Origin of the sequence: Janthinobacterium lyxosi (assembly GCF_051380665.1) — a bacterium.
Taxonomy (GTDB): Bacteria; Pseudomonadota; Gammaproteobacteria; order Burkholderiales; family Burkholderiaceae_D; genus Janthinobacterium.
This window is the reverse complement of sequence record NZ_JBNYXM010000031.1, coordinates 13,002-25,501: the sequence shown is the minus strand read 5'-3', so window position 1 is coordinate 25,501 and position 12,500 is coordinate 13,002. Positions and strand designations below refer to the sequence as shown.

10 protein-coding genes are annotated in these 12,500 nt (G+C 62.3%); 6 read left to right on the top strand and 4 right to left on the bottom strand.

The features are described 5' to 3' along the window. Positions 1 to 368: 368 nt before the first annotated feature. Positions 369 to 2,405 (bottom strand): aminotransferase class V-fold PLP-dependent enzyme, encoded by a 2,037-nt coding sequence (locus ACQ4WP_RS24105; protein WP_436525051.1) that lies wholly within the window; start codon positions 2,403 to 2,405, stop codon positions 369 to 371. Positions 2,406 to 2,573: 168 nt separating this feature from the next. On the opposite strand from ACQ4WP_RS24105, the gene ACQ4WP_RS24100 reads away from it, so the two are divergent. Beyond that, entirely contained in the window at positions 2,574 to 3,071 is a 498-nt protein-coding gene (locus ACQ4WP_RS24100; RefSeq protein WP_034783259.1) for an Lrp/AsnC family transcriptional regulator, read from the top strand. 197 nt (positions 3,072 to 3,268) lie between these two features. Continuing rightward, a complete protein-coding gene (locus ACQ4WP_RS24095; protein WP_436525049.1) occupies positions 3,269 to 5,275 on the top strand; it encodes a methyl-accepting chemotaxis protein in 2,007 nt (668 codons plus the stop codon). 5 nt (positions 5,276 to 5,280) lie between these two features. Here the strand turns inward: ACQ4WP_RS24095 and ACQ4WP_RS24090 are convergent, their stop codons facing one another. Then, positions 5,281 to 5,793: a thioredoxin family protein gene (locus ACQ4WP_RS24090; RefSeq protein ID WP_436525047.1), complete on the bottom strand. Its 513-nt coding sequence runs from the start codon at positions 5,791 to 5,793 to the stop codon at positions 5,281 to 5,283. A 202-nt stretch (positions 5,794 to 5,995) separates the two neighbouring features. Here ACQ4WP_RS24090 and ACQ4WP_RS24085 point away from each other — a divergent pair, with 202 nt between their 5' ends. The 4 genes from ACQ4WP_RS24085 to ACQ4WP_RS24070 all read left to right on the top strand — a co-directional run bounded on the left by ACQ4WP_RS24085 (position 5,996) and on the right by ACQ4WP_RS24070 (position 10,506). Beyond that, entirely contained in the window at positions 5,996 to 6,217 is a 222-nt protein-coding gene (locus tag ACQ4WP_RS24085) for a hypothetical protein (RefSeq protein WP_436525045.1), read from the top strand. A gap of 80 nt (positions 6,218 to 6,297) precedes the next feature. Beyond that, a complete protein-coding gene (locus ACQ4WP_RS24080; RefSeq protein ID WP_436525043.1) occupies positions 6,298 to 7,464 on the top strand; it encodes an HPP family protein in 1,167 nt (388 codons plus the stop codon). Beyond that, a complete protein-coding gene (locus ACQ4WP_RS24075) occupies positions 7,461 to 8,558 on the top strand; it encodes a M48 family metallopeptidase (protein WP_436525041.1) in 1,098 nt (365 codons plus the stop codon). Before ACQ4WP_RS24080 ends, ACQ4WP_RS24075 begins: the two co-directional genes overlap by 4 nt. Positions 8,559 to 8,694: 136 nt before the next feature. Further along, positions 8,695 to 10,506, top strand: coding sequence for a DUF885 domain-containing protein (locus ACQ4WP_RS24070; RefSeq protein ID WP_436525039.1), 1,812 nt, complete (start codon positions 8,695 to 8,697; stop codon positions 10,504 to 10,506). A gap of 72 nt (positions 10,507 to 10,578) precedes the next feature. On the opposite strand, the gene ACQ4WP_RS24065 is transcribed toward ACQ4WP_RS24070, so the two are convergent. Together ACQ4WP_RS24065 and ACQ4WP_RS24060 are read right to left on the bottom strand one after the other, a co-directional pair. Next, a complete protein-coding gene (locus tag ACQ4WP_RS24065; protein ID WP_436525092.1) occupies positions 10,579 to 11,418 on the bottom strand; it encodes an HDOD domain-containing protein in 840 nt (279 codons plus the stop codon). Positions 11,419 to 11,494: 76 nt separating this feature from the next. Next, positions 11,495 to 12,331, bottom strand: a complete 837-nt coding sequence (locus ACQ4WP_RS24060; protein ID WP_436525037.1) for an ArsR family transcriptional regulator — start codon at positions 12,329 to 12,331, stop codon at positions 11,495 to 11,497. Positions 12,332 to 12,500 lie beyond the last annotated feature (169 nt).

The following is a 12,500-nucleotide window of genomic DNA, read 5'->3' as shown; positions in this document are numbered from 1 at the left end:
GTGACTACTGCGGTGTACTCTTTCAACTTGGCCTCGCTAGGTGCGCGCAGGCAGCCGGCGGCCACCGTCACGCCAGCCCAGTCTGGAAGAACATGATCGGACACTGGCGAAGACGGAAAGCGAAGCGCCGGAGCGTTGCGACGAATCTCAGGGTATAGGGAGATTTTCTGAACTTCATCGTAGGTGCGCCCTGCCCGCAAGACCGTGCGCTAGCGTACATACCCGAGGTTTTAGGGACGTGCAGGCAAAGAAATCAGCCCGTGCAGGGGAGAAAAATGCCTGTAGGAAATGAACAGGAGGAATTCAACGACCAGCACCGTGCCAATGATGGCACGATGCAATATTCCAGAGGAGAAACCTCAACCCCGTCAAGCCGCGATGGCCAGTGGGTGATGCGTCGCTTCCGCCATCGCCATGCCGCCATTGAGTTGCCATGCAGCAGCATGGCCCAGGCGGCGCAGACAGGCGGCGGCACGCGCGCTGCGATTGCCGCTGCGGCAGAAAAAGACCAGGGGGCGCTGTGGCTGCTGCAGCCATGCGGCCACCTGTCCTGCCAGGCGGCTCAGCGGTACGCTGTGCACTGCGCAGCCCTCGAACACCGTGCCGGCGCAAGCCGCGTGTTCATACGCTTCACGCACGTCGACGAGGATGGCGTCGGGATGCTGGCGCAGGAAGGCGGGCAGGCCGGCCGCATCGAGCTGCAGTTCGGCGGCAGGCACGAGGCCGTCCTGCACCGTGCGCACGGTGCTGCAGATGCTGCCGTCGTCGCATGCGGCGCACAGCACGGTGTCCGGCGTCACCAGCGCCGCATCCAGCAAGGGCATCAGCGCCTCGGGCGCCAGGCTGCCGATGAAGGCGAAATGCTGCCCCAGCAGGTACACGTGGGCGGCGTGATCTTGGCCGCACTCGATCCGCCGCAGGCGCTGCTGGCCCAGCTCCAGCTCACCGTCGATATCGATGCGACCCACCTGTTCGATAGCGAGTTCCTGCAGCAACGCCAGGCGCGCCGCGCCATGGTCGGCGGGCGCTGCCGTGTGCACGATGGCGCGCAAGGCCAGGTGCTGGCAGCGGATGAAGGCGGCCAGGCGCGGCACGAGCGCGGCGGCGGGATCGATGACGACACAACTGGCGCTGGCAGCGTCGCTGAGCAGCCAGGTGCACTGGCCATCCACGCTCAGCTGGATCACGCCGTCCTGCGGCGATGGCGCCAGCGCCGACGGCAGCAAACAGCTGCTGCGCAAGGCCTCGCCGCAACGCTCGATGCGCGCGCAGGCGGCGGCTATCGTCGCTGCGTCAATCAGGGGGCCGAACGACAGACGGATGGCCGAGCTGGCGCGCCATTGCGGCACGTGCATGGCTTCCAGCACATAGCTGGGCAGGGCCTTGGCGGCGGAACAGGCGCTGCCCGAGCTGACGCGCACACGCGCCGCATCGAACAGGTCCAGCAGCTCTTTCGAGGACAGGCCGGGCACGGAAAAATTGAGCGTGGTCGGTAGCGACAACGCGAATGGCATATTGAAAACGATGCCGGGGAAAGCGCGCTCCAGGCTGGCCACCAGTTGTTCGCGGAAAATGGCTAGGTCGGCGTGGCTGCGGAAGGTCTTGCCATCCTCCAGTGCCGCCAGCACGGCGCCCAGGGCGGCGATGCCGGCCATGTTCTCCGTGCCCGAGCGCAGGCCAGCTTCCTGGCCGCCGCCCATCATCAGGGGGGTAAACGGCGCGCCGGCGCGCACGTACAGCATGCCGATGCCCTTGGGCGCATACAGCTTGTGGCCGGAAAACGGCGCGTAATCGATGCGCGTGGCAGCCAGGTTGAGTTTCAGCTTGCCCAGCGCCTGCACGCAATCGACCATCCAGTACGCATCGGCACCGCGTTCCTGCAGCAGCTGGGCGATGGCGGACAAATCGCTGATGACGCCCGTTTCATTGTTCGCCGCCATCGTGCACAGCATGGCCGCGTCGCCGATCAGCGCATCGAGTGCCTGCAGATCGTGGCGCCCCTGCGCATCGACAGGCAGCTTGTGCACTTCCAGGTTCAGGCCCAATAAACGGTTCCAGTGCGCCAGACTTTCCGGCACGGCCTTATGCTCGGTCGCGCCATACAGCAGCAGGCTGCCGATGCGCTTGCCCGCAACGCGCCGCTCGCGCAGCGCGCACAGGGCCGACAGCACGGCCGTCTGGATGCCTTCGGTAGCGCCGCTATTGAACATCAATCGGCCATCGCCCACGCCCAGCAAGCGGCTGGCGCGCTGGCGTACGCCATCCATCATGGCCTTGGCCTGCAATCCCGTGGCGTGCGTGCTGCTGGGATTGCCATAGCCCTGCTCCATCGCTTGCCGGGCGGCGGCAACGGCGGCGGGCAGCACACAAGTGGTGGCATTGCTGTCGAGGTAGATTTCTTTCATGATGGCCGTCTGAGTATTCTATAAAAAGGGCGCAGCTAAAAAGGACGCAGCGCAGGCGGCTGGAACGTATGGATAGTTTACCGGCACGCTGCCGTGAAGATATGCCAAAAGACACTGCAAACGCGTTAATATGTAGCATATGTATGCCACAAAACACAAAATAACGAAATGAATTCACCAAACACATCGCTCGACAAATTTGATTGCGCCATCCTCGCCGCCCTGCAGCAGGATGGCACCCTGTCGATCGCCGCCCTCAGCGAGAAGATCGGCTTGTCCAGCACGCCCTGCTGGAAGCGCGTCAAGCGCCTGGAGGAAGAGGGCTATATCGAGAGTCGCGTGGCCATCGTCAACCGGCAAAAAGTGGGCTTGCCCGTGACCGTATTCGTCAGCGTGCGCACGGGACAGCACGATGAAAAATGGCTGCGCCGCTTTGCCGCCGCCGTCATTGTCTTGCCCGAGGTACAGGAATTTCACCGTATGAGCGGCGACATCGACTACCTGCTGAAAGTCGTCACCACCGACATCAAGGGTTACGATACCTTCTATAAAAAGCTCATCAAGGCCGTGCAACTGACAGGCGTGTCGTCCGCCTTTTCCATGGAGCAAATCAAGTGCAGCACGGAATTGCCGCTGGAATTGATCGCCCACGGCTTGCCTGCCTGAACATTTTTCCACCTGGCACGGATGCGCATGAAAAATGCGCATGTTGATGCATCGTGGTCGTTGCCATATGGCAACACGTCTGCATTAAATACGCCATATCATCCCTATATACCTCCTATCGGTCGCTATACTGCGCACTTGCCTGTGCATGTCCGGCAACCTCTGCCAGTCGCGCAGGCCCGTTCCCAGGGTCGTCCATGCATCTGCTTCGCCACCTCTCCATCCAGAAAAAATTGATGTTCAGCATGGGTTTATGCCTGCTGCTTTTCATGGGAATTTCATCCTTCCTCAGCGTGCGCATGAGCAGCGATTATGTGCGCGAGCGCGTCGTCGGCCAGGAACTGCCAGCCCAGGTGGGCGAAATCCGCAACGATGTGCTGCGCCAGATCAACCAACCGCTGTCGGTGGTGCAAACGATGGCCAATGATGTCTTTCTGCAAGACTGGGAAGACGCGGACCTGGCGGAAAACGGCTTGGCCACGTTCCAGCGCTACGCCAAAATGCTCAAGGAAAAAAACAAGGCGGCCGTCGTCAGCTGGAGTTCGCAAACTGCCTCCAGATACATGACCGATGCGGGCCTGATCCGCACACTGGACAAGCAACAGCCAGCCGATCATTGGTTCTTCAGCATGCTCGACGAAAACAAACAGCACACGATCAACCTGGACCGCGATCCAGCCTCGGGCAGTTTCATGCTATTTCTGAATGCGCGGGGCCAGACGGCGGGTGGCAAGGCCGTCATTGCAGGCATGGGCTTGAGCGTCGAGGCCATGGCCGACACCATCCGCAGCTACAAGATCGGCCAGACCGGTCATGTCTACCTGGTGCGCGCCGACGGCAGCCTCTTGATCCACCGCGACCCGACCCTGGCCGACGGCAAGCATCAACTCAAGGACTTGCCCGGCTTTAGCGATACCCTGAGCAAGAGCCTGCTGACGGGCAACAAATACGCGTACGCCATCTACGATGCGCCTGCGGGACGCCAGTTCGTCGCCGCCTCCTTCGTGCCGGAACTCAAGCTGTATGTGATGGCTGAAGTGCCGGAAACGGAAGTGCTGGGCAATATCATGCGTTCAGCCTTGATCGCCGCCTTGATCGCCGGCCTGGTCGGTGGCGGCATCGCCCTGTGCATCATTTACGTCATCAGCCGCGCCATCGCCGCCCCCGTCGCACGCGCGGCGGACATGCTCAGCGAGATCGCCAGCGGGAACGGCGACCTGAGCCGCCGCATGCCGGTCGAATCGGAAGACGAGGTCGGTGCATTGGCCACCGCCTTCAATCGCTTCGTCGCCTCGCTGAACGTGACGATACGCGAAGTTCGCGACAGTACCGGGGCCATAGCCAGCGCATCGAGCCAGATCGCCTCGGGCAACCTGGACCTGTCGGCCCGCACGGAAACCCAGGCGTCGAGCCTGGAAGAGACGGCTGCGGCCATGGAAGAGCTGACGTCGACCGTGAAACAGAACGCGGATAATGCGCGCCAGGCGAACCAGTTGGTAGTGTCGGCCTCGAGCCACGCTGTCAAGGGAGGCCAAGTGGTGGACCAGGTGGTGCAGACGATGGGCGCGATTACGGAAAGTTCGCGCAAGATCGCGGACATTATCGGCGTGATTGACGGCATTGCCTTTCAAACCAATATCCTCGCCCTGAACGCGGCAGTCGAGGCGGCGCGCGCGGGCGAACAGGGCCGCGGCTTTGCCGTGGTGGCGACAGAAGTGCGCAACCTGGCGCAACGCTCGGCAGCGGCGGCCAGGGAAATCAAGGACTTGATCGTCGATTCGGGCAGCAAGGTGGAAGCAGGCAGCAAGCTGGTCGACTCCGCCGGCGCCACCATGCAAGACATCGTCGTGTCGGTCCAGAGGGTCGCAGACCTGATGGGAGAGATCGCTTCAGCCAGCCAGGAGCAAAGCCAGGGCATCGCGCAAGTCAATGCCACGGTCACGCAGATGGATGATGCGACCCAGCAAAATGCAGCCCTGGTGGAAGAAGCGGCAGCAGCAGCCCAATCCTTGCAAGATCAGGCTGGCAGGCTGGCGCAGGTGGTCAGCGTCTTCAAGCTGGAAGAAGCTGGCCACGCTGCGGCGGCGCAGCAGCCGACCTACAAGCCCGCCCGGCCCAAGCCGTCCCGCCCGGCAACGGCCAAAGCAGTGATCCCCGCCGCGCGCCCGAAAGCGCCGGCCAGCGATGCGTGGGAAGAGTTTTAAAGGGGTTACATCGCCGGTGCTTTCACGCTCGCCGCTTGCTTGAAGAAATCATAAATGCCGCTCTCGCTCATGCGGCGCGCATTCGCCAGTTCGCCGCCCTTGGTGGCGTACAGCACCTGATTGTTGTCGCTCGATACGAGCACGGCAGCGGGAATGCCCTTCTTGAGCGGATTGCCATAGGCGTGCGCCACGTCCAGGTTATGGTCGAAGTTGCCCACATCGACCTTGACGACCTTGAACTGCTGTTGCATCAGCTCGGCGTTCTTGCCTTCCTTCAAGGCCTTGTCGAGCGCGCGGCAATCCTCGCACCAGTTGGCGCCAAAGATCAGCAAGACAGGCACGTGGGCCGCCTTGGCCTCGGCCAGCGCGAGGGCCACGTCGGCCTTGGCGTCGGCTGCCGCGTTGTACGCCAAATGCGGCGTGGCGACAGGGGTGCTCGGCGTTGGGGCAGCGGCAATGGCGGTGCCGGCAAGCAGCAGGCTGGCAAGGAAAAGGGAAACGCAAAGGGAAAGGCGCATGCAGGGCTCCTGAGAGAAATCGTGAGGCCAGCTGGCCTATTGCCAGCGGGCGTGACTGTCTAGAATATGCCTGCTTGTGGGAAATATCCACCATTTAATTGCACTGTGCTTATGCGGAAAACGTATAAGCACATATAAGAGCGCCACCAAGGAGAAGCAGCTTGAGCATGCAAAATACCTTGCCCCAACGCTGTCCTGCAGCATGCCCGACACGGCATATCGGGCCATATTGAGCCTGCTGTATGAACACTTTTCCGACCGCAACCTGAGCGAGCTGATGGTCACCGTCACGCACAAGGATGCGGCGACGATCCTCAATGACATCCATGCCTGCGCCTGCAGCAAGCGGGAGCCTTCCGCCATCGAGGCCACCAGGCGCCTGCTGCAGCGGCACGGCTTGCAGGCGGTCTGTGCCGAGGATTAATGCCCGCCGGCAGCGAAATGGAACGCATGGGATAATATCGGGCTCACACTGAGCAACGCGGCCCGAACGCGCCCTCCCCCATGACGACTTCTTTCCTGGCACGCTGGCTGCCGCAACCGAACAACGGCAGCCGCCGTGAACAATTGCGCGCCTGCGCGGGTGCCATCTGCGGTTTGCTGCTCACTGGTCTCATCTGCCACTTCCTGCTGGCCCCCGATAGCGCCAGCGTCTACCTGATCGCGCCCATGGGCGCCTCGGCCGTGCTGCTGTTTTGCCTGCCGGCCAGCCCGCTGGCGCAACCGTGGTCCGTGGTGGGCGGCAACGTCGTCTCCGGCATGGTGGGCATGGCTTGCGTGAAATGGCTGGGGCCCAGCGTGGGCGTGGCGGCGCTGGCGGCCTGTCTGGCCATCGGCGCCATGTTTGCCCTGCGCTGTTTGCATCCGCCGGGCGGCGCCGTGGCCTTGACCACCGTGGTCGGCGGCGCCAGCGTGCATGCGGCCGGCTTTGAATTCGTCTTCATCACCGTGCTGTTCAATTCAGCCGTACTGGTCGCCTGCGCCGTGCTGTACAACAACCTGACGGGACGCCGCTACCCGCATACCCAGCAACTGGTCGCACCGCATCCGCACGCCACGAAGGATGACATTCCCAGCACCCGCCTGGGATTTTCGCCGGATGACCTCGATGCCGTCTTGCGCCAGCACAGCGAAGTGCTCGACATCAGCCGCGACGATTTGCAGGCGATCTTCCTGCAAACGGAAATGCGCGCCTACCAGCGCCGCTTCGGCGTCGTCACCTGCGCCGACATCATGTCGAAGGACGTGCTCAGCGTGGAATTCGGCACGCCGCTCGATGTTGCCTGGCGCACCATGCGCGAGCACGATGTGGGCGCCCTGCCCGTCATCAACCGGGCGCGCCGGGTCATCGGCATCATCACGCAGACGGATTTTCTGCGCCATGGCGGCCTCGACGATTACCAGGGCATGCGCCAGCGCCTGCGCGGCCTGCTGCAGCGCAGCGGCCTCAGCCACAGCGACAAGCCCGAAGTGGTGGGCCAGTTGATGACGCCGTCGCCACACACGGCCCGCCTGGGCACGCCCATCATCGACCTCGTGCCCCTGATGGCCGACGCCGGCTATCACCATATTCCCATCCTCGACGGTGAAGAGCGCCTGGCTGGCATCATCAGCCAGTCCGACCTGATGGCGGCCTTATATGAAAGCCGTTTTGCCGAGGCGGCTGCATGACGCCATTCCAGGCACGGCTGACTGGCCCCGATGGCGGCGCCGCCGGCACGCCCGTCAGCGCGCATTTCTTCGGCGCGCAGCTGGCCATCGATGCGCCCGGCTCCACAGTCGATGTGGCGCAACTGGTCGTCAGCGTGGGCGGTGTCGATGGGCCGGAACTGTTCCTGAACTGGCTCGACGCACAAGGCCGGCAAGCGTCGCTCAAGCCGTTGACAGCGGGCGACATCGCCATCGTCTTGCACGAAGCGCCGGCCGCGCTGCAGCCGCAACTGCAGCGCCTGTGGGGGGAGCGCCAGCGCAACCGACGGCAAGTGTCGGGCTGGCTGGCCGGTTTGACGGGCACAGCCGTCGTTGCGGCTGCCCTGCTGTGGTGGCAAGGCGGCCATGCCATCGGCGCGCTGGCGGGATTGATCCCCTTGTCGACGGAAAAGCAGCTGGGCGAACTGGCCCTGTCGCAAGTGCGCGCACAGGGCGGCATCCATGACAGCGGCGCGGTGCAACAAACGGTGCAGGAGATCGGCCGCAAGCTGACGGCCGGTTCGCGCTACCAGTACCGCTGGCTGGTCAAGCAGGACGACACCGTCAACGCGTTTGCCATGCCAGGCGGCATCATCGTCGTGCATACGGGCTTGCTGCGCCAGGCGGGCGACCCGGGCGAGCTGGCCGGCGTGCTGGCGCATGAAGTGCAGCATGTGGAACAGCGCCATTCGCTGCGGCAAATGATCAGCAGCCTGGGCTGGGGCGCCCTGGTGGGCGTGACCATCGGCGACATCAGCGCCGTGGCCGCCATGCTGGCGCACCAGGCCGGCACCCTGTATTTCAGCCGCGATATGGAAGAGGAAGCGGACCGGCTCGGTTTGCTTGCCTTGCAGCGCGCACACATCCGTCCCGACGGCATGCTGCGCTTTTTCCAGAAGCTTGATGACAAGGACAAAGAGGCGACGCCGGGCTGGATTTCCTCGCACCCGCAAACGGCGGCGCGCGCCCAGCAAATCCGCAGCCTGATCGCCGCCACGCCCTGCCCCGCCTGCATCCCATTGACCAGCAAGCACTGGCAGGCCATGAAAGCGGCCCTGCCGCCTACGGCGAAATAGCAACATTCCCTCCTTACAATTTATCCAAACGCACTGGACAATGGCGTATGCTTACGCCCCGGCTGTTCCTTCGCGAGCGGCCACCCCGACCTCGCTACGCCTCCGTTCATTCTCCTCCTTACAAAGGACATCGCGCATGAAGCATCGTTTTGCCGCCGGCACCCTCGGCACCCTGGCCATCTCCCTGTTGCTCACCCATGCCCCCATGGCGCAAGCGGCCCAGCCCGCAGCCAAAACCGTGGCCGTCAGCGCGCCGCAAGCCAAGCAGCGATTGCAGGTCGTGGCCGATCAGTACTACGATGCGCTGGCACGTTTCGAGCCGATCAATGCCACCGAGAGCGGCGACAACCGTTTTGACGACCAGCTCGGTTCAGCCATCGTCCCCGCCGCGCGCGCAAAACAGTTCGCCCTGTACCGCCAGTACCAGAAGACCCTGCGCAGCATTGGCCGCCAGCAGCTGTCGCACCAGGACCAGATCAACTACGATATCCTCGACTATGAACTGAGCACGGCACTGAGCTTCGAGCGCTTCCCCGACTACCTGCTGCCACTGAACCAGATGGACAGCATGCCCGTCACCCTGGCCAATTATGCGGGTGGCGAGGCATCGCAACCTTTGACCACGGTCAAGGAGTACGACGCCTACCTGAGCCGTATCGGCCAGTTGCCGGGCTGGATAGACCAGGCCATCGCCAACATGAAAGTCGGCATGCAAAAGGGCATCGTGCTGCCGAAGGCGCTGACGGAATCGGCCTTGCCGCAATTCAAAAAGCTCGTCAGCGCCACGCCGCAGGACAGCGTTTACTACACGCCCATCAAGAACCTGCCGGCCAGCTTTTCCGACGCGGACAAGGCGCGCCTGACGCAAACCTACACCGTCATCATCGAGGCCAAGCTGATGCCCGCGCTGCAGCGCCTGTCCACCTTCATGGAAAGCGATTACCTGCCGGCCGGTCGCACGAGCAGCGGCTGGAGCGCCCTGCCCGATGGCGCTGCCTGGTACCAGGCGCGCGTGGCCAGCAGCACCACCACGGACTTGAAACCGGAGCAAATCCACGCCATCGGCTTGAAGGAAGTGGCGCGCATCCAGGAACAGTACGCGATCGTCGGTCCGAAGATGGGCTACAACGGCCCGGCCGCCGGCTTGCCCGTGTGGGTCTCGGAACAGGCGAAATATCGCCCGTTCAAGACGGAACAGGAAGTGCTCGACGTCTACCGCAAGTTGAACGTGCTGCTGGACAGCAAATTGCCCGCCCTGTTCACCCTGGTGCCGAAGGCACCGCTGGACTTGCGCCTGGAGCCTGAACTGAGCCGCGACACGGCCGCCGACCACTACACGGCGCCGGCCGCGGACGGTTCGCGCCCCGGCGTGTTCTGGTCCGTCGTCACCGATCCGAAACTGTATGGCGACACGGGCATGACCACCTTGTTCCTGCACGAAGGCAAGCCTGGCCACCATTTCCACCTGGCGCTGGTGCAAGAGATGGACTTGCCGAACTTCCGCCGTTTCGGCGGCAACAATGCCTTCACGGAAGGCTGGGCGCTGTATGCGGAAACGCTGGGCAAGGAAATGGGCCTGTTCGACGATACGGCCCAGTATTTCGGCCACTTGAACGACGAGATGCTGCGCGCCGTACGTCTGGTGGTCGATACGGGACTGCACACCAAAGGCTGGACGCGTGAGCAGACGATCAAGTACATGCGCGACACCCTCGGCTATGACGCCGTGGCGAAAAGCGAAACGGAACGCTACATGGCCTGGCCGGGCCAGGCGTTGGGCTACAAGATCGGTTCGCTGAAGATCGTCGAATTGCGCCAGCGCGCGCAACAGGCGCTGGGCGACAAGTTCAGCCTGCCGAAATTCCATGAAGTCGTGCTCAACGACGGTACCCTGCCCCTGAAACTGCTGGAAGCCAAGGTCGACCGGTGGATCGCGCAGCAACAGTAAAACGCAGCACCTGAAGGCAAAACGGCAGCACCTCGATGGCGCTGCCGTTTTTTTTGCCGGTAGCGTTTTCGGCTACACCAGCAGTGCCGCACTCATCGAGCGCACTTCTTCGGCCGATTCGGCGAGGATGCTTTGCAGGGTTTCGTTATCGATAATGAAATCGATGACGGAGTCGGAGGGCGTGAGCATTTCCACATACGTCACTTGCAACGGCGACGGCACGGGCGATAGTTGCTTGGCCAACAATAAGGTGTCGAGCAGGGAGTCGGGCGGGATCGACAGCAAGCCATCGCGCAAGCCTTCGATGGCTACACTCACGGCCAGCGGGATCAGCAGCTTCTTCATGACTTCACGGGAAATGATTTCTTCGGCGGACTCCATCCAGTGATCCGCATCGTCGTCGAGCAGGCCCGGGAATTCATCGGCGCGCGATAACAAGTAAAAGCCGCCCACCTCATGCACGATACCGGCGAACAGCGCCGTGTCGGCATCGACGTGCGTGACGCGGCGGGCTAGCACGTGCGCCAGCGCCGCCACGTGCGCCGTGTGCTCCCACAGCTGTGTCGCCTTCTGGCGCAGGACGGGGTCGATGATCTTGCTGCCGAACTGGCGCACCACCATCGCCGCCACCAGCGCATACAGATTGCGGTAACCCATGCGCATGACGGCGGCGCGCACGCTGGTCACGGGCGCCGCATCGCCGCGGCTATACACGGCCGAGTTGGCCAACGCGACCGTGCGCGCCGCCAGCAAGGGCTCGGCCAGTACCAACTTGATCGCATGGTCGATATGGCAGTCCGGTTCGGCCAAAGCCAATTGCAATTGCAGCGCAGAATTAACACTAGTGGGGAAAATTAATTCTCCGCGCACTGCCTGGGAAACAATTAAACCGAAAGCCTGTAGTTTATTCATCATACGATCAATCCGCCTCAGATATTTTTCTAGCCAACAATTTCATACATCAGAAATTGAATGCCAGACCCGGCCTTTAGAATACAGATGGCGTGTCATTCGCTTGCATTGCAGAATCTGGCAATGCCAGCGCATGCAATAGCGATTCATCGCCGATGACAAACAATTTCGGTTGCTGTAATACCTGCAGCAGAAATGGCTGGCCTTCACGCAGACGCCGGCGATAATCGGCCAGCGTATATAAGTTGGGATTGATTTTACGCCGCAAGGTTCGCTCGGCCGGGGCCAATCCCGTCAACAGATCGCCATAATTGGCTTCCTCACCCACCAGCAGCAGATCGATGGCGCTGCCAGGCATATCCTGTCCCTTCGCCGTGGCACCCGACACGAATGCCAGGTGCAGCTGGCCACGCAAGGGCGCCAGGGTCGCGCTGAGCACGCCGACAATGCCGAAGGTTTTCTGCACCAGTCCACTCAGCTCGGGATACACGAGGCTTTCCTTGTTGGGCCAGAAGCGCCGCACATTGCCGATCCGCTCCGAGGTGATCAGGCCGGATTCATGCAGGCGCCGCAGTTCCCGTTGCGCCGACGCGCTGCCCAGCCCCGTCAAACGCATGATCTCGTTCAAATGAAAGCCTTCATTCACGCGGACAAAGAGCAACCCCAGCAGTTTCTGCTGGGCTGGAGTAAACAGGGCTTGGGCAATCATGCGCCAAATCTTAGCATGAATAAACTGGAAACTGGCGTGGCGGGGGTAATACTGCGTGACAGCACAACAAGGCGACGATGCGCCGTCACAGGCAATTGGGCTAACACATGCGCAGCGACGTGGTGATGACACCATCGCGGGCAGTTGGCAGTTGGCAGTTGGCAGTTGGCAGTTGGCAGTTGGCAGTTGGCAGTTGGCAGTCAAGCATCCTTCTGAGCGCTCACTTCAGATTCGCGCGCGCGACGACCAGATGTTCCAGTCCGCCACATCCGCCAGTCTTGCACCAACTGCATCACCAGAGTTTTAGCCTATCAACTCAAGCATTCCTGATGCGACAGTAACTCGCCATATTGATATGCAAACCGATGAATGG